20 protein-coding genes are annotated in these 20,879 nt (G+C 37.8%); 11 read left to right on the forward strand and 9 right to left on the reverse strand.

Features of this window, described 5'->3' with window-relative positions; genetic code table 11:
* The first annotated feature begins 70 nt into the window (after positions 1-70).
* Positions 71-976 (forward strand): LysR family transcriptional regulator, encoded by a 906-nt coding sequence (locus tag NQ782_RS04090; protein ID WP_000119778.1) that lies wholly within the window; start codon positions 71-73, stop codon positions 974-976.
* A 1-nt stretch (position 977) separates the two neighbouring features.
* On the opposite strand, the gene NQ782_RS04095 is transcribed toward NQ782_RS04090, so the two are convergent.
* Positions 978-1,268, reverse strand: a complete 291-nt coding sequence (locus NQ782_RS04095; protein WP_001984002.1) for a hypothetical protein — start codon at positions 1,266-1,268, stop codon at positions 978-980.
* 968 nt (positions 1,269-2,236) lie between these two features.
* Here NQ782_RS04095 and NQ782_RS04100 point away from each other — a divergent pair.
* The 3 genes from NQ782_RS04100 (at position 2,237) to NQ782_RS04110 (ending at position 3,387) form a co-directional block, all read left to right on the forward strand.
* Positions 2,237-2,380 (forward strand): hypothetical protein, encoded by a 144-nt coding sequence (locus NQ782_RS04100; protein WP_000251637.1) that lies wholly within the window; start codon positions 2,237-2,239, stop codon positions 2,378-2,380.
* 269 nt (positions 2,381-2,649) lie between these two features.
* On the forward strand, positions 2,650-3,078 hold the full coding sequence (locus NQ782_RS04105; protein WP_001136759.1) for a hypothetical protein: 429 nt from the start codon (positions 2,650-2,652) through the stop codon (positions 3,076-3,078).
* A gap of 87 nt (positions 3,079-3,165) precedes the next feature.
* Entirely contained in the window at positions 3,166-3,387 is a 222-nt protein-coding gene (locus NQ782_RS04110) for a hypothetical protein (RefSeq protein WP_000498474.1), read from the forward strand.
* Positions 3,388-3,471: 84 nt separating this feature from the next.
* Here the strand turns inward: NQ782_RS04110 and surA1 are convergent, their stop codons facing one another.
* From surA1 to NQ782_RS04125, 3 genes are all read right to left on the reverse strand, one after another.
* Complete coding sequence (gene surA1 / locus NQ782_RS04115; RefSeq protein WP_000132045.1) at positions 3,472-3,789, reverse strand: surface antigen protein 1; 318 nt, start codon at positions 3,787-3,789, stop codon at positions 3,472-3,474.
* A 105-nt stretch (positions 3,790-3,894) separates the two neighbouring features.
* The gene (locus NQ782_RS04120; RefSeq protein ID WP_000108365.1) at positions 3,895-4,116 is read right to left on the reverse strand and encodes a hypothetical protein; all 222 of its coding nucleotides are present in this window, start codon (positions 4,114-4,116) and stop codon (positions 3,895-3,897) included.
* A gap of 284 nt (positions 4,117-4,400) precedes the next feature.
* The gene (locus NQ782_RS04125; protein ID WP_000482091.1) at positions 4,401-4,880 is read right to left on the reverse strand and encodes a CinA family protein; all 480 of its coding nucleotides are present in this window, start codon (positions 4,878-4,880) and stop codon (positions 4,401-4,403) included.
* Between the two features lie 315 nt (positions 4,881-5,195).
* Here NQ782_RS04125 and NQ782_RS04130 point away from each other — a divergent pair, with 315 nt between their 5' ends.
* On the forward strand, positions 5,196-6,605 hold the full coding sequence (locus NQ782_RS04130; protein WP_004747541.1) for an iron-containing redox enzyme family protein: 1,410 nt from the start codon (positions 5,196-5,198) through the stop codon (positions 6,603-6,605).
* Between the two features lie 54 nt (positions 6,606-6,659).
* The gene (gene katE / locus NQ782_RS04135; protein WP_086231153.1) at positions 6,660-8,804 is read left to right on the forward strand and encodes a catalase HPII; all 2,145 of its coding nucleotides are present in this window, start codon (positions 6,660-6,662) and stop codon (positions 8,802-8,804) included.
* A 55-nt stretch (positions 8,805-8,859) separates the two neighbouring features.
* Here the strand turns inward: katE and NQ782_RS04140 are convergent, their stop codons facing one another.
* Both NQ782_RS04140 and NQ782_RS04145 read right to left on the reverse strand, forming a co-directional pair.
* Positions 8,860-9,738 (reverse strand): SDR family oxidoreductase, encoded by an 879-nt coding sequence (locus NQ782_RS04140; protein WP_000432325.1) that lies wholly within the window; start codon positions 9,736-9,738, stop codon positions 8,860-8,862.
* A 141-nt stretch (positions 9,739-9,879) separates the two neighbouring features.
* Positions 9,880-10,293, reverse strand: coding sequence for a DUF6367 family protein (locus NQ782_RS04145; protein ID WP_032046113.1), 414 nt, complete (start codon positions 10,291-10,293; stop codon positions 9,880-9,882).
* Between the two features lie 484 nt (positions 10,294-10,777).
* On the opposite strand from NQ782_RS04145, the gene NQ782_RS04150 reads away from it, so the two are divergent.
* On the forward strand, positions 10,778-12,022 hold the full coding sequence (locus NQ782_RS04150) for a KGG domain-containing protein (protein WP_156580593.1): 1,245 nt from the start codon (positions 10,778-10,780) through the stop codon (positions 12,020-12,022).
* Between the two features lie 60 nt (positions 12,023-12,082).
* On the opposite strand, the gene NQ782_RS04155 is transcribed toward NQ782_RS04150, so the two are convergent.
* Complete coding sequence (locus tag NQ782_RS04155) at positions 12,083-12,319, reverse strand: hypothetical protein (protein WP_000795915.1); 237 nt, start codon at positions 12,317-12,319, stop codon at positions 12,083-12,085.
* Positions 12,320-12,601: 282 nt separating this feature from the next.
* On the opposite strand from NQ782_RS04155, the gene NQ782_RS04160 reads away from it, so the two are divergent.
* Positions 12,602-13,213: a LexA family transcriptional regulator gene (locus NQ782_RS04160; protein WP_001124839.1), complete on the forward strand. Its 612-nt coding sequence runs from the start codon at positions 12,602-12,604 to the stop codon at positions 13,211-13,213.
* 72 nt (positions 13,214-13,285) lie between these two features.
* On the opposite strand, the gene NQ782_RS04165 is transcribed toward NQ782_RS04160, so the two are convergent.
* The gene (locus NQ782_RS04165; RefSeq protein ID WP_000885229.1) at positions 13,286-13,897 is read right to left on the reverse strand and encodes a LysE family translocator; all 612 of its coding nucleotides are present in this window, start codon (positions 13,895-13,897) and stop codon (positions 13,286-13,288) included.
* Between the two features lie 156 nt (positions 13,898-14,053).
* On the opposite strand from NQ782_RS04165, the gene NQ782_RS04170 reads away from it, so the two are divergent.
* Positions 14,054-14,509, forward strand: a complete 456-nt coding sequence (locus NQ782_RS04170) for an Lrp/AsnC family transcriptional regulator (protein ID WP_000373858.1) — start codon at positions 14,054-14,056, stop codon at positions 14,507-14,509.
* Between the two features lie 56 nt (positions 14,510-14,565).
* Here NQ782_RS04170 and NQ782_RS04175 read toward each other — a convergent pair whose 3' ends face one another.
* Positions 14,566-16,182, reverse strand: coding sequence for a cytosine permease (locus NQ782_RS04175; protein WP_057093685.1), 1,617 nt, complete (start codon positions 16,180-16,182; stop codon positions 14,566-14,568).
* Between the two features lie 195 nt (positions 16,183-16,377).
* Here NQ782_RS04175 and NQ782_RS04180 point away from each other — a divergent pair, with 195 nt between their 5' ends.
* The gene (locus tag NQ782_RS04180) at positions 16,378-19,842 is read left to right on the forward strand and encodes an ATP-binding protein (protein ID WP_057093687.1); all 3,465 of its coding nucleotides are present in this window, start codon (positions 16,378-16,380) and stop codon (positions 19,840-19,842) included.
* On the forward strand, positions 19,839-20,798 hold the full coding sequence (locus NQ782_RS04185) for a response regulator transcription factor (RefSeq protein ID WP_000107135.1): 960 nt from the start codon (positions 19,839-19,841) through the stop codon (positions 20,796-20,798). The genes NQ782_RS04180 and NQ782_RS04185 overlap by 4 nt, the downstream gene beginning before the upstream one ends.
* The last annotated feature ends 81 nt before the right edge of the window (positions 20,799-20,879 follow it).

Consider the following 20,879-nt stretch of genomic DNA (forward strand, 5'->3'; position numbering starts at 1 on the left):
AATTGATGCCTTGTTATAGCGGTCTAAGCGGAATAAGATTTGTGAATCTAATTCATAAATAAATTTTGCTATGTCTTATTTTGATATCAATCGTTCTGGCGAGTTAGCAATTTTTATAAGGGTGGTCGAGCTTGGAAGTTTTTCAGCGGTAGCAAGAGCATGTAATATGACGCCGTCTGCCGTAAGCAAGTTAATTTCTCGTTTAGAAAAAAGATTGGGTGTCAGGTTACTCAATCGTTCAACACGTCAGTTTCAGCTTACCAGTGAAGGATGCCAGTTTTATGAGCAAGGCATTCAAATACTCAATGACTTAGACGAACTGGAACAAGCGGTTACCGCAAATCATATACCGAAAGGGCGAATTAGAATCCATACCAGTTTTTCATATTGGACACACTTTTTATTGCCTTGTATTAGTTTGTTTAATCAACGTTACCCGGAAATTGAATTAGAAGCTCATTTGAGTGATGAAGTAATTAATTTGGTTGAACAAAGAATTGATGTTGCGATTCGAACAGGACCTTTGAAAAGTTCCAATTTGGTGGCCCGATCGCTTGGCAGTACTTATAAACACTATGTTTGCTCACCTGTATATATTGAAAAGTACGGTTGCCCCGAACATCCAGATGAACTACATGAACATCAGCTTTTAGATGTAAGTTATCAGCGCCAGAACAAAACCTGGTTATTTAAAAAAGCAACTCAGGAAATCAGCCTAACCCCCTCTAAAGTTTTAAAAGTAAACCATGGCGAAGCAATTTTACAGTTGGCACTGGCAGGTGCCGGTATTGCTCAACTAAATGAATTCCAGATTCGAAATGCTTTACAGCAAAAACAACTCGTCAAAATTCTTGAAGATTGGAATATTCATGCTTCTGAAGAATTTCATGCTGTCTGGATTGGCCATGATAAGTATGTTCCTAATCGCGTACGTACATTCTTGGATTTTTTGGTAGAGCATGCCTCTATAAATTAGTTTAGTGTTTGCTCGCACTCAATTGGCACTGCTGCATTGTTTGATTCATGGTTTCTACAAAGTTCATTTTTGCATCAATATTTTGCAAACTTAATTTTGGTAAACTTTCTACAAATTGAGGTGAATAATGCTGCTCTAAAGAATTATAAATACAATTACACGCTGAAAGGTCATGTCCGGCCCATACACAACGCGTATTAAATTCATTTTTACTCATTGGCCTGCACCCCATCAAATTTAAAACACCTATTGTCAGAAGGCTCACCAAAACAAAACGATAGAGAAAAAACATTCTTGTTACTCTTCATGGGTTGTTGTTATCGTTAAGTGATGTTGATAGAAGTTTTAATCTTTATGTGATTTTGAATACATAAAACTTCTGCCCCAATCTTGTATATCAAGATGGGTACACAAAAAGATTAAGTAAAAATTTTTCGAACTCTATAGTGTGTAATTCTTTTAAACAGAGGATGAGAAAGAACTCTAAGAAATGACTGCTTGAGTGAAAGATGTTGAATGTAAGTAGGTTTAATAAAAGAATTTAAAAAATATAGAATAATAGTCATGAGTGACTCCTTGGTTAAAAGAAGTTATGCCCACTCATTGCTCATTATTATGGTGGCGAAACGAAAGAGGGTTAGCAGACTGATACCTAAGAAACCAGCACACCCAAGGGTGTCCCACTCCCGTTCCTCCATCAAAGGCACGAGGGGCGTCACACCAAAAAACGTGTTTTTAGTGCACTTAGGTAGACGGTCTGCTAAAACCGACTGACAAAATTGGTCAGCGCGAGCATCATAAGCTGAGCATTGAGGTGGGTCAATTGCAAAAATAAAAGATTGATTTATATAACTTGATATAAATATTTCACTGTTTTTATTTAGAAAATAGAAAAATTAAAAAATATAATATGAGTATAAATAATTTGAATATAAGTCACACTATTATTTTTTAATCTTATATATCAAATATTTATTAATTGTCTATTTGTATAGTATATCAATATCTCTAATTAGGTGTGTTGTTTGGCTAAACTATTTAATAATTCGAATTTTATAACATGACCAGAGTCTCCTAAACATTGCTTGCCAAAAAATAACCAAAATATCAATTGCAAGAAATATAATTTTATTAATCATAATTTTTGGTTTTTACAAAAGCTTGCATAATCTACAAAAGTTAAGAGAACCACTGCGGTAGGCCAACATAAGATAATGTTATTCATAAACCTACATTTTAATATTTATAAAGGTGATTTAAATGGTAAGAATCTTTTGTGCAGTAAGTATGGTGTTGGCAATTGCTATGGGTATGAGTGCTTGCCAAGATCGTAATTCAAGAAATGACGGCATGCATGAAGCAAGTGATCCAGCCACATCTCATGACATGAATAAAAACTCGTAATAGATTAGCTTTTCTCAAAAGCCTACTTTATTAGTAGGCTTTTTTAATCGTTATTTTATATAAAAAATATAATTTAATAATAATGAAATATATAAAAATATAAAATTAATCAAATATTTATTTTATTTTTACAATTTGGAGAATTTGTTGTTACCGTTTTGTTGCAATCTTAAGTTACCGTTTCAAAAAGTTAATAAAACAAACACAATAGCTTACTTATATTCATCCAAAATTCATTTTAGTAAGAGCGAACTATAAAAGGTAAGGATATGCCCCAATATTTAAAAATAGCTGAGAAAATATATCAAAATGTTAAAGAAAAAAAAGGCTTTACGGATGACCCGATGGAAGATCTTAATAATTTGATGATTGAACTCAGACAAGAAATAAAGGGGACAAAATTAAAGCTTTTATATAATTATATTGATTTTGCTGAAATACTCATTAAACCTTTGCAAGAGTCAAAAATTAAATTGGATTTAAGTCTTATTCCTAAAAGTAAAAATACTCAGGAGTTTGTACTTTGGCTTGCTGGTTTTATTGAGCGAATTACTACAGGTGGACAAGAAAAATTACCTCCAATTCGAGCTAAAATTACTTTACCCGCCTATGCCTATGAAGAAACTTACCCTTCGCAGAAAAAGCCTGTAAATAATGGGGAAGAAATAATTGAATATTTTAAGAAAAACCAAAGTTAATTTTGATGAAAGGCCTGACCTGATTATCTGAGTCAGGCTTTATTCTTGATAAGACCGCTATGATGAGTAATATTTAAGGTAGGACGTATGTTTGTATATTTTACAGATGGAACTTGCATTAATGATTCTGAGATTTATGGTGTAAAAGCCAAATATGAGCAAAATAAGTATGTAGTGGAAGTTACTATTAAGCCGACACATGTACTCGCTACAACACCGAGTGTACAATTTAAAAAAGAAATTTTTGATGATCCAATTTTAGCAAATCAATATCTTAGTCATAATTTTAATATGCCACCATTTTTTTAATGCTCATAATTTTAGGACAATAAAAAAGCCTATTTCCCAGGGCCAATAGGAAATAAGCTTATAGCTATGGACCTTTTGAGGATGTTACATATCATCCCATGCATCTTTAATCGCTTGTTTAGCGTGTTCCCATTTTAGGCGGGACTCAGCTTTTAGCTCTTCCCATTTTTGCTGCAAGCTGCCTTCCATATCTTCAAACTGAGTTCCTTCTTTAGATTCAGAACGAGCTCGATGACCAAGTTCATAAGCTGCAGAGAAATCACGATCATAATCTAGATCTGGTGTAGTTAATTGCGCTTCTTGATAATAAGGTCGAGTAAGATAGCTTTCGCGCCAGCGAGAGTCAGAATAGTTATGATCGCCAGCTACCAATTGAGCATGATCTGTATTTTGATCTGTCATCAGAATTCCCTCATATTTTATTGAATTTTATGCTTATATTTTGATTTAGGAAGGTGAGGTCACCTTCCTAAATGATCGACCGCATCAAAGAACAACTACAAACGATTAACGTTGTTGGTTGTTATTTGAGTTTTGTTGGCCAGAATCTTTTTGATTAGATCCTTGTTGTTGGCCGCGGTTATCATTTTGCTGTTGTTGCTGGTTATTTTGTTGCTGTTGATCGTTTTGCTGTTGGTTACCGTGTTGCTGTTGATTACGGTTGTCATTTTGCTGTTGTTGTTGCTGCTGATTATTGCGTTGATTTGCTTGATTATTAGTAGTGCTCATTTTTAATACCTCATATCAATTATGACGATGTGTTTTATCTGAGAGCTTCAGATAGGGTTATTAAAACATGTAGATTTTAAATGTGTAGGGTAGGGGTGTTACCCTATATTTAACTGTAAACTTAAAATTTATAAATTTTAAATAACTTGCTGATTTTTAATGTATGTAATTTTATGTCATAAACATTATTAATATGAACATTTAAAAAATTACATTTCAGCACATAATATTTAAGAAAGATAATAAGTATTTCTAAATGTATATTTGTTAACTTTTATATAAAATTAACGCCTTTTGTCTTCTAATATAATAAGTTTTATATCTTGAGTAACATAGTAAATCAACTTTCTTAGTTTTAAAAAGGCAGGCCCCCTTAAAACACGTCTAAAATTATAAAAATTATTTTTATAATATATTGAGTAAAAGAAAGTACCTACAGGTTTTTCTGGTGTTTCAGAGCCGCCTTTTTTCAAAAGACCTGTGCAGGCAACATACAGGTCGGCATGTAAAAGTTCTTTACCTTTATTAATCATTTCAACAGTCACTTGCATTGATTCTGCAGTGTATTTTTCAATAAGCTCTTCTGAAATATGTAAGGTATTTTCCTTTACGCGAAGGTCGTAACTCACAAGGCTTCCAATCAGAATATCGCCTGAATAAGGACTTAAAGAGAAACGATAAGCAAGGTAACCCGCAGAGGCGCTTTCAAAAAATGCAATTTTAATTTTTTCCTTTGCTAATAATTCGCAACATTTATTGAACATTTTAATTCTCCCTACAATTGTTTTTAAAATGTTATAAAACTATTTAATTGTTTGCTTTGTTATTTTTTTAATGTTTATAATTTTGATGGTGAAGTTAATGTAAAATTGGATTAAGATTTGCAAATTTTATATAAAAACAGCAGCTTAAATAATACTAAAAGTTTAAATGTAATTTTGCGTTATTTTGTATGTATATGAATTTTTTGGATTTATTGTATTTACCTTGTTTTTTAATAACGCAAAATAACAAACTTAAAACTCGATTATAGTTAGGGTGACGTATGGTAATTGATATCTCACAGACGGAGAATGAAAATGCCTGTTGTAGTGAAAAAACGATTATTAGACTTATTACAAGATAATCAACAAAATTATTATGAATTGTTTGTTTTTTTCCTTGATCCTGATGTTTCTAGTTTTGAGAAAGAGAAAAAGGCTAGAGATTTTCTTGTTAAAGAGATAGATAAACTAGAGATGAAGGAAATAGATTTTCCTTCGGATATCAATTTGATTAAGGCATGGTGTGAAAACGATAATAAAAAAAATTGTCAGGAATTTCAGGCATATTTAAATCGTAGACAATCTGGTCAAGATAGAGAGTATTTTAAGAACGTCGCTCAGGCATTTGAGTTTTTAATAAAGGTGTCTCCAACCAAAAAAGTAGACGGTGCATGGCTATATAGCTCAGTGCATTATTGGAATGATCCTATTTTTCATGAATTAATTATTACTTATCTCGAAGAGCTTGGGTTAGGTGAGCCAAAAGCAAACCATGTCTGTATCTATGATGACCTTTTACGCAGTCTAGGGCTAGACAGTTTCGATCTGCTTTTAGAAGACGAGTATTATCATCAAGCAGTTGTGCAGCTTGCTCTGGGTTATGCGCCTCCTGAGTTTATTCCCGAGATTGTGGGTTTTAATTTAGGCTATGAGCAGTTACCACTGCATCTTTTAATTTCCAATTATGAGCTTGCTGAATTAGGTATTGACTCTAAATACTTTAATCTTCATATCACTATCGACAATATTGACAATGGCCATGCCTATAAAGCCATTAAAGTTATTGAAGATATTTATAATAAATATAGAGATAAAGAACTCTTCTTGACCAAGCTAAAACGTGGTTTTGCCCTTAATAATCATGGGGTATCCTCTTCAAACATTATAAAAAATTTAAATACTGAAGACTTTGTCCATAGAATTTTCAAAAGAAAGGCGCTTGTCGGTCAGTTAATCCATAACGAAACCAGACAGTTTGGGTGCAAGACCATTAATCAATGGTTATCAAATCCCGATGACATTGCAGGTTTAATCACTCATTTAACTGAACACAAATGGATTAAGTTTAATACCGACCCTGAACAGAGCGTATTCTGGCGAATGATTAATGAAGAAAATGGAAAAATGTTTGGGGTGTTTAACCCTGTAGAGCGCCAAATTATTCATGACTGGATTGCTGGTAGTGATCATTCTTCTAACTTCTTGGCATACAGCAGAGAACTAAAGAATAGCCAGCGTATTCAGGACTATTTATTTAGTTATATCTCGGATGGCGAACTTGATGCACTACAAGAGCGCGTCCAACAATCAAATGACCTTGCCATAAAAATTTGCAAACTTACTCCGTTTCTTGCCCCAGATTCTCATCATAAAAGTATTGGTCTTTGGAGTACTCGTAAATACGTAGAACTCCTTTTTCCTTATTTAGGTACGTTTAAAAACTAGTTTTATAAACGTTTTCTACTTCAACCCCAAGTTTAACTTTCAAAAACATAGGTAATGGACATGAACGACAATACTAAATCAACCAATAAAACAAGTGAAATGGCTGGTGCCGATGCAGCAAATAAAGCCAATACTACCCAGAAAACTGAACAGTTAGACACAGTTAGAGATGATGCAACTAATGAAGCTTTAACCACAAATCAGGGGGTTAAAATAGCGGATAACCAAAATAGCTTAAGAGCGGGTATTCGTGGCTCGACTTTATTGGAAGATTTCATTTTAAGAGAAAAAATCACCCACTTTGACCATGAGCGTATACCTGAGCGTATTGTGCATGCGCGTGGTGTAGGGGCACATGGTTATTTTCAGGCATATGAAGGAAACGAACGTTTAACCAAAGCTGGATTCTTGACAGACCCAACTATTCAGACGCCTATTTTTGTACGTTTTTCAACAGTGCAAGGGCCTCGTGGTTCAGCCGATACTGTCCGTGATATTCGCGGTTTTGCCATTAAGTTTTATACCCAAGAAGGTAACTTCGACTTGGTAGGAAATAACGCACCTGTCTTTTTTGTGCAAGACGGGATTAAATTTCCAGACTTTGTACATGCGGTAAAACCTGAACCGGACACAGAAATCCCAACGGGTGCAACTGCGCATGATACTTTCTGGGATTTTGTGTCTTTAGTGCCCGAGTCAGCACATGCTGTAATTTGGGCGATGTCAGATCGTGCGATTCCTCGTAACTTACGTTCGATCCAAGGTTTTGGTGTGCATACGTTCCGTTTAATTAATGCTGAAGGTAAATCACATTTTGTGAAATTTCACTGGACACCAAAACAAGGTTTGAGTGCGCTGGTATGGGATGAAGCTCAAAAACTTGCGGGTAAAGATCCGGATTTCCACCGTCGTGATCTTTATGAAGCAATTGAGCAAGGTTTTTATCCAGAATGGGAACTCGGCGTGCAGATTGTCGAAGAAGAAGATGAAATGAACTTTGACTTCGATTTGCTGGACCCAACAAAAATTATTCCTGAAGAATTAGTTCCTGTTACGCCAATTGGCCGATTCGTTTTAAATAGAAATGTAGATAACTTCTTTGCTGAAACAGAGCAGGTAGCTTTCTGTCCGGGTCATGTAGTACCTGGTATTGATTTTACAGATGACCCACTTTTACAAGCACGTCTATTTTCATACACAGATACCCAGTTAAGCCGTTTAGGTGGACCAAACTTCCACCAAATTCCGATTAACAAACCTGTGTGTCCATTCCATAACAATCAACGTGATGGTATTCATCAGCATACCATTCATAAAGGACAGGCTGCATATCAACCAAACTCAATTGATGGAAATTGGCCAGTAGAAACACCGCCAGCGGCATCAAATGGTGGTTTTGAAAGTTATCCTGAAAAAATTAGTGGCCATAAACTTCGTCAAAGAAGTGAGACGTTCTCTGATTATTTCTCTCAACCGCGACTATATTACAAAAGCCTTGCACCGCATGAACAAAAACATGTGGTCGATGCCTATACTTTTGAATTAAGTAAAGTTCAAAGAAAGCATATTCGTGAGCGTCAAGTTCAACAAATTTTGGCTAATATCGACTTAGATTTGGCACGCCAAGTAGGGGCAAATTTAGGTATTGAAGTGCCTGACTTAACCCTAAACTATAAGAAAACAGCAGTTGAAAAATCTGCCAAGTTATCTTTTTTAGCTTTCCCACCTGAAGATATTCAAGGTAGAAAAGTTGCCGTACTTATCCATAACATGGTGAAGTCTGATGCATTGGAGGCTATTAAAAACTGGGCAATTAAAGAAGGCGTAATCCTTCATTTACTAGCGCCGAGCTTGGCTCCAGTAAAAGATCATAAAGATAACGTTATTGTGGCTGATGGCATGCAAATGTCTGAGCCTTCAATTGCCTATGATGCGGTAATTATTCCGGATGGCGATAACCTAAATACCGTTATGCAAGACGGGGTAGCTCGCCATTATGTACTCGAAGCTTATAAGCACTTAAAGCCAATCGTATTTTTAGGTAATAAATCGGATTTGCTTGAGCCATTAGGTTTAGTGGCAGATGAAGGAACTTTAATTGAAGATGAGTTCCAGCATGTTGCGGAAAAATTTAAGAACCTGATTAAAGCACACCGTGTTTGGTCACGAGAACAAATAGCCGCACATGTACCGGCTTAAATAAAAAAAGCCCTGAAAGTTTAAACGCTTTCAGGGCTTTTTCTAAATTATGTTATTAGCCATTAACAATTTGGCCACCATTTACATGAATAACCTGACCAGTAATATAACTTGCATCATCTGAGGCAAGGAAAAGGTAAGCAGGGGCGACTTCACTTGGCTGACCCATCCTACCCATTGGGGTATCTTTACCAAACTTTTCGACAGTCTCGGCATCGAAACTACTTGGAATAAGGGGAGTCCAGATTGGGCCTGGTGCAACACCATTTACACGAATACCTTTTTTCTGCTTCATTAAATTGTTCGATAGACTACGAGTAAAAGAGGTAATTGCACCTTTAGTACTTGCATAGTCAATCAACTCATCATGACCTTGGTAACTGGTAATACTAGTGGTGTTAATAATGCTATCGCCTTCCTCCATATAAGGAATGGCTTCTTTGGTTAAATAAAACATGGCAAAAATATTTGTTTTAAATGTTTTTTCTAATTGTTCATTACTAATACTTTCAATTTCTTTTTGTTGATATTGCACACCCGCATTATTTACTAAAATATTAATTTTACCAAAATGCTGTAGAACCTTATCAATATTTTGTTTTGCAAGGTCTGGATCGGAAATATCACCTTTTAATAAAAGACATTGTTGTCCTTCCTTTTCAATAAGCTGTTTAGTAATTTCGGCATCTTGGTCTTCTTCAAGGTACAGTACAGCAATATCGGCACCTTCACGGGCAAATAGTACGGCAACTGAACGGCCTATACCGCTATCACCACCGCTAATGACGGCAACTTTGCCTTTTAGTTTTTCACTGCCTTTATGAGATGCTTTAATAATTTCTGGTTCAGGATGCATTTTCTCCTGATCACCTGGTTGATGAGGTTGAACTTGTGCAGGAACTTCTGATGGATACTGATTCGTTGTATTTTCCATGTCTAGACTACCTCTATTTAATTTTCAGTCCCTCTATATTGGTTAATTTGCACGTGAATATAAGTAAATAGTCTTTTTTAAAAAGTTGTCTTTGTTATTTTATATATAAGGATGTAAAAAAATATAACATATCAAGTTAGGTTAGATAATATCCAATAACTTAACCTTGTTTTTATCAATCATACTTTCAACAATTGATCGATTACCTGTATCATTTAGCCAATTTTCTATAGGTATATAATTAGATAAATCTAAAATTTCTTTTATTACTGTTTCCGCTTCGACTATATTTTTTAAGTCATCTTTATTTTTACTGTTTTTAACAACTGTATTATCTAGTAATTTTTTTATATCTTCTGTTTCAATATTTTTTGATTTAATAATATACAAGTCTCTCTGAAAAGGATGGCTTGCGTGAGGCGGGTCTAATCTATAGCTCCATTCTTGGTTATAATCTTGCCAAGAATTTTTTATTTGAATATTACTGAGTAAAATTTCAGGTACAGAAATATGAATATATTGTAGCGTTGAGTGTGTATGAGTAGGTTGCATCATTCTTTTCTCACAAATATTATATGTTAATTTTAAATCTTGATTTTAATCACTCAAGTAAAGTTTTTATGCAAAAGTAATGGTTTATGTTATTGTTTTTAAATAATTTTAATTATATTTTATGTTTGTTTCTTCAATAGTGAAGATGTTTTTGTTTTTTATTGATTTGTACGTTATGAAAGTTTGTGTTATTTACCCTGAATTTTTAAATGCATTTGTAAAAATATATTGTTATGTAGGTTTGAGTAATAATAAGTATGGTGAGTATTTAAAAAGTAAAATTAGCTAATAATTGATAAATATTTTAACTAAGAAAATCTTCATTTAAATAATGATGTTAGAGTTTTTATTTGAAATTTAAATTATATACATTTAAAAAGATTGAAACATAGCATGGGTATAAAAATATTTTAAATCTCTTATCTTAAATTTATCCGTTCAATAAAAGCGGTAGCGACTTATAATTTTAATATAGGAAGATATAACTATGGCTAATACTAGATATGAAGATGATAACAATAGTTCAGGTACTTCAAATCGTGGATTTGCAAGTATGGATCCTGAAAGAGTCAGAGAAATAGCCAGTAAAGGTGGGCGAGCTGCACATGCCAGTGGCAATGCGCATGAATTTACTTCAGAAGAAGCTCGTGAAGCTGGCCGTGCTGCACATGCCAGTGGTAACGCACATGAATTTACCTCAGAAGAAGCTCGTGAAGCTGGTGCTTTAAGTCATAAAAACGATGATCGTAATGGTCGTGGTCGCAGCCGTTATGATGACGACGAAGATGATGACCGCGGCCGTTCAAGCGGTCGAGGCCGTGGCCGCAGTCGTTATGATGATGACGACGAAGATGATGATCGCGGTCGCTCAGGCGGTCGAGGCCGTGGCCGCAGTCGTGATGATGACGACGAAGATGATGATCGCGGTCGTTCAGGTGGCCGAGGCCGTGGCCGCAGTCGTGATGACGACGATGAAGATGATGATCGCGGTCGTTCAGGTGGCCGAGGTCGTGGTCGCAGCCGCCGTGATGATGACGATGAAGATGATGATCGCGGTCGTTCGGGTGGCCGAGGTCGTGGCCGCAGCCGCCGTGATGACGACGATGAAGATGATGATCGCGGTCGCTCAGGTGGCCGAGGTCGTGGTCGCAGCCGTTATGATGACGACGATGAAGATGATGATCGTGGCCGTTCGGGCGGTCGAGGTCGTGGTCGCAGCCGTCGTGACGATGACGACGAAGATGATGATCGTGGCCGTTCAGGCGGCCGAGGCCGTGGTCGCAGCCGTTATGATGACGACGATGAAGATGATGATCGCGGTCGTTCAGGTGGCCGAGGCCGTGGTCGCAGCCGTCGTGACGATGACGACGAAGATGATGATCGTGGCCGTTCAGGTGGCCGAGGCCGTGGTCGCAGTCGTTATGATGACGACGATGAAGATGATGACCGTGGCCGTTCAGGTGGCCGAGGCCGTGGTCGCAGCCGTCGTGACGATGATGACGAAGATGACGAAGATGATGACCGTGGTCGTTCAGGTGGTCGAGGCCGTGGCCGCAGTCGTTATGATGATGACGATGAAGATGATGATCGTGGTCGTTCAGGTGGCCGAGGCCGTGGCCGCAGCCGTCGTGATGACGATGACGACGATGATGACCGTCGTGGCCGTTCAGATGGTCGTGGCCAGAACTCTCGTAATCAAAAACGCGATGCTTATGGACGCTTTACGTCTTAAGCAAACAGTTTTTGAGAATAAAGGAGGCATTATGCCTCCTTTATTTTTATTATTTTAAACTTATGAATGGGTAAGGGGATGTAAGCCTTTTACAATATCTGTGAATTCTGAGCCATTTAACCAAAATGATTTCTTTAAAAATAGTGTCGTCATAATACTTTCGGCTGCTTCACTTTCCGGATTTTCACAGAAAATTCCATAGCTTTCGCCTAATACCGCATCATTTTCAATAAGACGGATATAGTAGGCATGTTGTTCATCTGCATAACCTAAAACTGCATCACGTTGATTTTTCATTTCGCATGTCTCCATACCAAAAACTGAATCTAACTCATATTTAAGTGTTCAGAATTTCATTGATAAAAATCAAAACAGTCAGTAAAAAGAACTATTTCACAATAGGTTTTGATTCTCTTCAAATTACCATTTCCGTTTTAACATCCCTGTTAAAAGCAAAATGGATTAAAATCTGATCATGAAATTTATTGTTATGCAAAAAAAATATTTCGTCAACTTGAAAATGTAACTTTTTCAAGTTACATTGTCTGTGTAGGATTTGAACGGTGAAATGGAGGCGATATGCCAAAGAAGAAAGAATTCGAGCATGGCGGTGCACGGGAAAATGCCGGCCGTAAAGCACAGTTCAATGAACCCACTAAAGTGATTCGTGTTCCTGAATCTCAAGTCAACTTTATCAAAAATTGGTTACTGAATAATGTCAAAACCGATAACCAGACAGATTTCACTTCAAAACTAAAAATACAGCAGGTGCATCCGAACAACGATAAAATTTACCACATTCCTTTGGCGACAGAACGTGTTGCTGCGGGTTTCCCATCACCAGCGCAAGATGATATTGAGCAAGCACTCGATTTAAATGAATATTTAATTAGAAATGAAAATGCCACCTTTATTGTCAAAGCCAATTCGTTGTCTATGTTAGATGCCGGAATTGATATTGATGATCCGCTTATTGTGGACCGTAGTATTCCTGCTAAATCGGGCGATATTGTGATTGCACTTATCGACAATGATTTCACTGTTAAGCGCTTAATGATTGATACCCAATTTCAGCCCCCTAAAGTGTGGCTGAAAGCAGAAAACCCTGATTATCAAAATATTTATATTGAAGAGGGGCAAGAACTGGTGATTTGGGGAGTAGTGACCTATAACCTTAAACGAATGAGATAAATTTTTTCCCGTCTTTATTATTTAAGTTACTGACCAGGAATGATGGTCAGTAACTTTTCGTTGAATGACTTTTTAAATTTGCCCAATCAATAAACATGTAGCGATAACGACCATCAAGCCACCCGAAAAACGGCCAACTAATTGGGCTGCCTGTGGTCTGGTTTTCAAAATGGCTTCTGAACCATAACCCACCATTAAGTAAATTATCGCGCAGCTAATTATGTGGACAACACCAAAGGCAAGAATTTGCGTTGTCACTGACCATGAAGCTGTAGTGTCAATAAATTGAGGAAGCAGAGCTAAAAAGAGTAAAAAAACTTTCGGGTTTAATCCACTCACATAAACGCCTTTGGTAGCCCATCTCAACCATGACTGAGCCTTTTCAGAACCAGACTCGTTCGGAGTAGGAGGGGTGAGTAATAAATTTATTCCCATCCATAATAAATAAGCAGAACCCGCAACAGTAAGGATCATCAGAGCAGTTGGGTTATTTGCTACAAGCAGACCAACACCAGCCGCTACCAATAAAATCGTAATAAAGTGCCCAAATAGCATACCTGCAACAGCGGGTACGACGACTTTACCCTTAATACCTGCGGAAATGGCGTAGGCCCAGTCTGCTCCTGGCGTAATAATAAAAAGAATGGAGACACTCCAAAATGCAATAAAAATGTTAAAAGCCATATGCTTATCTCGGCAAACTATTTTCCAAAGGTCTCGCCCGCGGTTTAGAAAAAATCCCTATTTATTCGAGCTTGTTGAAAATAATATGCTCATATATTTAGAATGTGCTTTTAAATGTTTGCTCATATCACATACATTTGGGGTAAATTTTTCTAAATGGATCGCATAGATAAAAAGATTCTTGCTGAATTGCAATTAAATGGCCGATTATCTATCACTGAATTGGCAGAAAAAGTTGGTTTGAGCATTTCACCTTGTCACAGACGAGTGAAGGCTTTAGAAGAGTCGGGAGCTATCAAAGGCTATCGGGCAGAACTTGACCCAAACTTAGTCGGTTTTGAGTTTTCAGCGATTGTTTTTATTACGCTTAAAGAAGGCGATAAACAGGCAGTTGAGAAGTTTGAAAATGCCGTGATTGAGATTCCGCAAATTATTCAGGCGCAGCGTTTGTTTGGTGAACCTGACTATTTACTCCATGTTGTCGCTAAAGATTTACCGGCTTTTCAGCGTTTATATGACGAAAAATTATCTGCTATTCCAAGTGTGCAACGGCTCATCTCAACCATTGTGATGAAAGATGTAGTGCCTGAACGTTTATTCCCGATTGGCTAAATCATCAGATGTAAAAAAAGAAGCTTTAAAGCTTCTTTTTTAATTGGTAAAGGGGGCTAAGCATCGAGTGTTTTACACAAAGAACAGATCGTGCCGTTATGTTTGTGAGAGAACATAATATCTGGACGTTCATAACCTTGCTCACATACGCGGCAGTGATAAACAGTTGCTACTGGTGTACCTTCAGCATCGTAACGTGGTTCTTTAACACCGTCATCGTGTGACTTGATGTAGTATTTCCCTTTGGTTAATAAGCCCATGATTGGTGTTAATACAAAGGCAAGTACAAGTGCAATAATTGGAGAGTAAGGCGCTAGGAAACTACCCAATAACCCGAAGAATGCTGCAATCGATAAACCTGCTGATACAAGGAAAGCAACCATACCGACAGGGTTTACGTTGTAGAGCATGTCACGACGGTATTCCGGTTCTTTTGGTGAAAGTTTTAAAACATATTTGTTGATTGAAATGTCTGTTGCGACAACCACAACCCATGCAATCGCAAAGTTTGAATAGAATCCTAAGATTTTACCCAGTACCGCAAACATGTTGCCTTCCATCAAAGCAAGCGCAATTGCCAAGTTTACGATCACAAAGACAATACGCCCCGGATAATGTTTGCTAATACGAGTGTAGGCACTTGTCCATGCGAGGGAACCAGAGTAAGCATTGGTCACATTAATTTTAATTTGAGAAATAACCACCAAAATAACCGCAAGTGTTAAAGCCGCCCAGCCCGGAAGCATGTCATGAAACGCTGCATTAAACTGTTGAACAGGTTCAGTGCTGTTTACGCCCGGTATTTTAGTGAGTAAATAGAAACCTAAAAATGCCCCAATAATTTGTTTAATCGCCCCTAAAATCACCCAGCCCGGACCTGCTGAAATAACCGCTGCCCACCATGCTTTACTATTTTCTTTTGTTTTTGCAGGCATGAAGCGTAGGTAGTCAATTTGCTCACCGATTTGCATAATTAGGGATAAGCATATACCCGCACCAAGCATGATCGCTGCCATATCTACAGGTGCAAAACCTTCATGACCTGTAAACGTTGCAAACTGGCTAACTAAGGTAGGTTCTTGGTAAATCAGATACGCCACAGGACCAATCATTAGAACGAGCCAAAGAGGGGTAGTCCAGACTTGTAATTTACTTAAAGCTTTCATGCCGTAAATGACGAGTGGAATGACCATAACGGTTGAGATGAGGTAACCTGCCCAAAGCGGAATGCCTAAACCGAGCAATAACCCTTGCGCCATGATTGAACCTTCAAGGGCAAAGAAAATAAAGGTGAAACTGGCGAAAATGATACTGGTCAGGACTGAGCCGATATAACCGAAACCTGCGCCGCGGGTAATCAAGTCAAGATCGATGTTATAGCGCGCTGCGTAGTAGGCTAAAGGAATGCCAGTTAAGAAGATAATAATCGCTGCAAATAAAATGGAGAAAACAGCATTGGTTGTTCCATAAGACATACCAATACTGGCACCAATAGAAAAGTCAGCAAGATAGGCAATACCACCAAGTGCAGTAATAGCAATAACTTTGGGACTCCAGCGCCGAAAGCTGTGTGGAGCATAACGTAAAGTATAATCTTCTAAGGTTTCATTCACTGCTTTTTGTGAATCTGCACCTTGCACAGTGTCCAGATTTGGATGTTCAGATACACTCATAACATCAATCTCCCAATCATTTTCGGTCAATCAACACAAATATTGATCATTGTTTTTTGATGGTTTTGAGTGTGTGATTTTTGGGAAAAATTGAAAATACGTTATTTTGCGTATATGTGCGTATTAGAAAAAATCGCCATGATAAATGACTTTTGGCATAAGGATTGCTGGGTTTAATGCAGCCACATGCCAAACATGAGTGTTATGCCAGATACTTCACGTCCCCAACAAGCGCCACAACGTGTGATCAAAACACGCCGTGAATATAATATTTGGGTGGCAGATGAAAGTATCGAAGATTATGCGCTTCGCTACGCACCCACCTCAGTAAGAAAATGGTCGCCTTGGACGGTAACCAATACTGCAATTTCGACAGTTAGCTTTTTAGCGATGGAAGCCATTGGGGCAACCATGCTTTGGCAATATGGTTTTAGCAATGCGTTATGGGCAGCAATTGTCGTATGTACCATCATATTTTTAACCAGTTGGCCGATTAGTTACTACGCCGCAAAATATAATGTAGACGTCGATTTGCTTACTCGTGGTGCAGGTTTTGGCTATATTGGCTCGACCATTACGTCTCTGATTTATGCCAGCTTTACCTTTATTTTGCTTGCGTTTGAAGCCGCAATTATGGCGATGGCACTTGAGCTTGCCTTAGGTATTCCGCAAGTTATTGGTTACTTAATTTCTGCCTTAGTGATTTTGCCTTTAGTGGTCAAAGGCATTGGTTTTATTAATAAAGTTCAGGCGATCACACAACCAATCTGGCTCTTATTGCTGTTATTACCGTGGTTTTTTGTACTTTGGAAACAACCACAAATTTTAAGTAGTAGTCTGCATTTTGTTGGGGCAGTTTCAAACTCGACCGATTTTAATCTGTATTACTTTGGTGCGGCGTGCACTCTTATTTTTTCATTTGTGATCCAAATTGGTGAGCAAGCCGACTATTTACGTTTCTTACCGCAAAAAGAAAAGAATAGAACTGCATGGCGTTTTGCCGTTTTTTTAGGTGGTCCATCTTGGATTATTTTTGGATTTTTAAAAGTTTTGATGGGCATGCTGCTGATGGTGTTGGCTTTTCAGCTGTTTATTCCTGTCTCTGAACTAGACAATCCGACTTATTTATATTGGGTTGCTTATCAGCAGTTTATTCTAAATCCTCAGCTAGCGTTAATATTGACTCTAGCACTGGTTTGCTTGGCGCAAATTAAAATTAATATGACCAATGCCTACGCTGGTTCATTGGCATGGTCTAACTTCTTTGCGCGCTTAACTCATAGCCATCCGGGACGAATTGTCTGGCTTCTTTTTAACGTGTTTATTGCCATTGTTTTAATGGAAATGGGAATTAGCCATGCGGTTGAACGCATTTTGGGACTATATAGCAATATCGCTTTGGCATGGATTGGCGCCGTTGTTGCCGATTTAATTATCTGTAAACCTTTAGGTTTAAGCCCGAAAGGAATTGAATTTCGTCGTGCTTATTTATATGACATCAACCCCGTAGGCGTTGGCGCCTTACTCATCGCTTCAGTGTTATCGATGCTGAGCTATTTGGGCTTTTTCGGTCTCATGGCGAAAGGTTTAGCAAGTTTCATTGCTTTGGGGAGTGCGGTGTTATGCGTTCCTATTATTGCTTACCTAACCAAAGGTAAATATTACATTGCACGCCAGCCTGAAAAAATTCAGGCGATGTCGGTTGCTAACTGTGTGGTATGTGAACGGGACTATGAACTTGCCGATATGGCGGGTTGCCCAGCTTATAACGGTACGATTTGTTCTCTATGCTGTTCACTTGAAGCCCGCTGTCACGATTTATGTAAACCCGATGCACGTTGGTCGGTACAGCTCAAAAAAGCCATTTGGCACTATTTACCAGAACGTTGGGCTAGCCGTTTAAATAGCAGGGTCAGTTTGTATTTATTACTGACTTTAGGGCTGTCGATCGTTTTGGCAGTGAGTTTAAGTCTGGTTTATATCCAAGAAAAAACCTATTTAGAAACCATTAATGCCGCAGCCGTTCCGCAGTTATTCACGCTGTTTGTCAAAATTTACACCATTTTATTTTTATTGATGAGTGTTGCTGCATGGTGGTTAGTACTAAACGATGAAAGCCGTCGTAATGCCGAAATCGAAACGCATCAACAAACAGCATTATTGATTGATGAAATTGCTGCCCATGAAGTCACTTCAAAAGACTTACAAGATGCCAGAATAGCAGCAGAACGGGCCAATGATGCAAAAAGCCGTTATGTCATTGGCATTAGCCACGAACTACGGACACCCTTAAATAGTATTTTGGGCTATAGCCAATTACTTCAAAAACAAGAACAACTCTCTGAACAAGGCAAAATGGCGCTCGGGGTGATTAGCCGTAGTGGGCAGCATTTGACTTCACTCATTGACGGTTTACTAGATTTAGCACGCATTGAAACAGGCAAGATTTCTTTAAATGTAGTGGATGTGCATTTCCCCAATTTTATTGAACAAATTATTCAAATGTTTCAACCACAGTTTGAACAGAAGAATTTACAGTTTGTTTATGAAATTGGAGATAACTTACCGCACTATGTCCGTACCGACAAAAAACGCTTAGAACAAGTGCTCATCAATTTGCTGGGCAATGCTTTAAAGTTTACAACGAGTGGCACAATTACTTTAAAAGTCGAGTACCGTTTTCAAACGGCTTATTTTGAAATTAGAGATACGGGCTGTGGTATTGCCGAGGCCGATTTAGAGCGAATCTTTAACCCGTTTGAACGGGGCAGTAATGTGGTTCAAGGCGGATTTACCGGAACAGGACTCGGACTACCCATTGTAAAATTATTGGTCGATTTACTCGGCGGACAGCTATCTGTGACTAGTCAGCTCAATCAGGGTTCACAATTTAAGATTAAGTTTTACTTACCTTCAAAAGAAGTAGTTCATCCGATTTCTAATGTTTACTCCAACCAGATTACGGGTTATCAAGGCGAACGAAAACGAATTTTGGTTGTTGATAATGAAGCGGTGGACCGAGGTTTAGTCGCTAATTTTCTAAAACCTTTGGGATTTATGATTGAAGAAGCCGAGTCGGGCATTGACTGTTTAAGACGTGTACCTATTTTCCAGCCTAACCTGATTTTGATGGATTTAAATATGCCTTTGATGGGCGGGTGGGAAACAGCACGATTATTGCGTCAGAATAATATTACCAATGTGCCGATCTTAATTATTTCAGCGAATGCAGGAGAGCGCGAAGTCAATCCACAAGACGCCGTCTTAAGTGAAGATTTTATGCTAAAACCAATCGATCTTAATTTGTTGCTGAGCAAAATTGGAGACAAGTTAGGCTTAGTATGGATTGATTCCAAATCAGATGCACTCCCTGAAAATAATGAAGTTCAAGCATTGGATGTAAAAGTGTTTAAGCAAGAGCAAGCCACTGTTCATACATCAATTACACAACCTGAAAATAATGATCTGCTCGATTTACCGCAAACCTTGCAACAGTTAAATGATTTGATTGGGCAGGGTTATATTAGAGGAATTCAACAGACTTTAACGCAATGTCGTCAAAATTTTCCAAAGCATAACGAGTTATGGGAACAGCTTGAACAGGCGATTCAAAAATTTGATTTAAAACACGCCCAACGGTTAATTCAGGATAAGTCATGAGTACGCAACATGTTTCTTTTCAGCAAGCTTCACCAAACGAGCAGGCTGTTATTCTGATTGTGGATGACGTGCCGGAAAATTTAGGCTTACTACATGAAAGTCTGGATCAGGCAGGTTATCGCGTACTTGTCACAACCGATGGGTTAAGTGCAATTGAAATAGCACACCGATGCTTACCGGATATGATTTTGCTTGATGGCAATATGCCACATATGGATGGTTTTGAAAGTTGCATACAGCTTAAAGCGAGTCCAATTACGCAGTTTATTCCCGTTATTTTTATGACAGGTTTATCTGAGACAGAGCATATTGTGCGTGGTTTTCAGGTCGGAGGGGTGGACTATGTAACCAAGCCACTGAATATTGAAGAAGTATTAGCAAGGGTAAAAACACATTTGGCACATGCCAAACTATTGCAACAACAGAAACAGGTGATTGATGCAACGGAAACAGCCATTCTTGCGCTAGATGTTCACGGTAAAATTGTGTGGAAAACCCAAAAAGCCAGTGATCTACTAAATCAATATTTACCTGAATTAGAAGGCTTTGAAGCAGGTTTAAAAGCTTGGTTTTCAGATTTAGAACATGAAAAAGACTCCAAAAAATTAACCAGTTGTTCTTATTCGACACCATCTCAGCAATTACAGCTTTTATTGCTTACACCGTGGGAAACTGAACCAAGTGTGGCAAAAAATTATCTGATACAGATCAAGACAACTACGCCAGCTTTGGAAATGGCTGATATTTTAAAATATTGCCCGCAGTTGACTCAACGTGAAGCAGAAGTCATGCACTGGTTGTTGTTAGGAAAAACCAATAAAGACATTGCAGAAATTTTGGAGCTTAGTCCACGGACAGTGAATAAACATTTAGAGCATGTTTTTGAAAAACTTTGCGTTGAAAACCGAACTGCTGCGGTGGCGCATATTAATAGTTTGGTGCAAGAGTTTCACTAATTTAAGTGAAGATTGTATTTAAAAAGCATACAGACTCACTGCTAAAAATAGGCTATTTTTTTACAGTTAAATTTGTTCTTA

It is taken from the genome of Acinetobacter sp. BD54 (assembly GCF_044778325.1).
Lineage (GTDB): Bacteria > Pseudomonadota > Gammaproteobacteria > Pseudomonadales > Moraxellaceae > Acinetobacter > Acinetobacter baumannii.

What these genes read in the sequence shown, in the direction of transcription:
- NQ782_RS04145 (WP_032046113.1), bottom strand. Translation starts at nt 10,293, where the DNA reads ATGATGCAACCTACTCATACACACTCAACGCTACAATATATTCATATT.
- NQ782_RS04165 (WP_000885229.1), bottom strand. Translation starts at nt 13,897, where the DNA reads ATGGCTTTTAACATTTTTATTGCATTTTGGAGTGTCTCCATTCTTTTT.
- NQ782_RS04180 (WP_057093687.1), top strand. Translation starts at nt 16,378, where the DNA reads ATGAGTGTTATGCCAGATACTTCACGTCCCCAACAAGCGCCACAACGT.
- NQ782_RS04120 (WP_000108365.1), bottom strand. Translation starts at nt 4,116, where the DNA reads ATGAGCACTACTAATAATCAAGCAAATCAACGCAATAATCAGCAGCAA.
- NQ782_RS04105 (WP_001136759.1), top strand. Translation starts at nt 2,650, where the DNA reads ATGCCCCAATATTTAAAAATAGCTGAGAAAATATATCAAAATGTTAAA.
- NQ782_RS04100 (WP_000251637.1), top strand. Translation starts at nt 2,237, where the DNA reads ATGGTAAGAATCTTTTGTGCAGTAAGTATGGTGTTGGCAATTGCTATG.
- NQ782_RS04140 (WP_000432325.1), bottom strand. Translation starts at nt 9,738, where the DNA reads ATGGAAAATACAACGAATCAGTATCCATCAGAAGTTCCTGCACAAGTT.
- NQ782_RS04160 (WP_001124839.1), top strand. Translation starts at nt 12,602, where the DNA reads ATGCCAAAGAAGAAAGAATTCGAGCATGGCGGTGCACGGGAAAATGCC.
- NQ782_RS04090 (WP_000119778.1), top strand. Translation starts at nt 71, where the DNA reads ATGTCTTATTTTGATATCAATCGTTCTGGCGAGTTAGCAATTTTTATA.
- NQ782_RS04130 (WP_004747541.1), top strand. Translation starts at nt 5,196, where the DNA reads ATGCCTGTTGTAGTGAAAAAACGATTATTAGACTTATTACAAGATAAT.
- NQ782_RS04095 (WP_001984002.1), bottom strand. Translation starts at nt 1,268, where the DNA reads ATGTTTTTTCTCTATCGTTTTGTTTTGGTGAGCCTTCTGACAATAGGT.
- NQ782_RS04155 (WP_000795915.1), bottom strand. Translation starts at nt 12,319, where the DNA reads ATGAAAAATCAACGTGATGCAGTTTTAGGTTATGCAGATGAACAACAT.
- NQ782_RS04185 (WP_000107135.1), top strand. Translation starts at nt 19,839, where the DNA reads ATGAGTACGCAACATGTTTCTTTTCAGCAAGCTTCACCAAACGAGCAG.
- NQ782_RS04170 (WP_000373858.1), top strand. Translation starts at nt 14,054, where the DNA reads ATGGATCGCATAGATAAAAAGATTCTTGCTGAATTGCAATTAAATGGC.
- NQ782_RS04175 (WP_057093685.1), bottom strand. Translation starts at nt 16,182, where the DNA reads ATGAGTGTATCTGAACATCCAAATCTGGACACTGTGCAAGGTGCAGAT.
- NQ782_RS04110 (WP_000498474.1), top strand. Translation starts at nt 3,166, where the DNA reads ATGTTTGTATATTTTACAGATGGAACTTGCATTAATGATTCTGAGATT.
- NQ782_RS04150 (WP_156580593.1), top strand. Translation starts at nt 10,778, where the DNA reads ATGGCTAATACTAGATATGAAGATGATAACAATAGTTCAGGTACTTCA.
- katE (WP_086231153.1), top strand. Translation starts at nt 6,660, where the DNA reads ATGGACATGAACGACAATACTAAATCAACCAATAAAACAAGTGAAATG.
- NQ782_RS04125 (WP_000482091.1), bottom strand. Translation starts at nt 4,880, where the DNA reads ATGTTCAATAAATGTTGCGAATTATTAGCAAAGGAAAAAATTAAAATT.
- surA1 (WP_000132045.1), bottom strand. Translation starts at nt 3,789, where the DNA reads ATGACAGATCAAAATACAGATCATGCTCAATTGGTAGCTGGCGATCAT.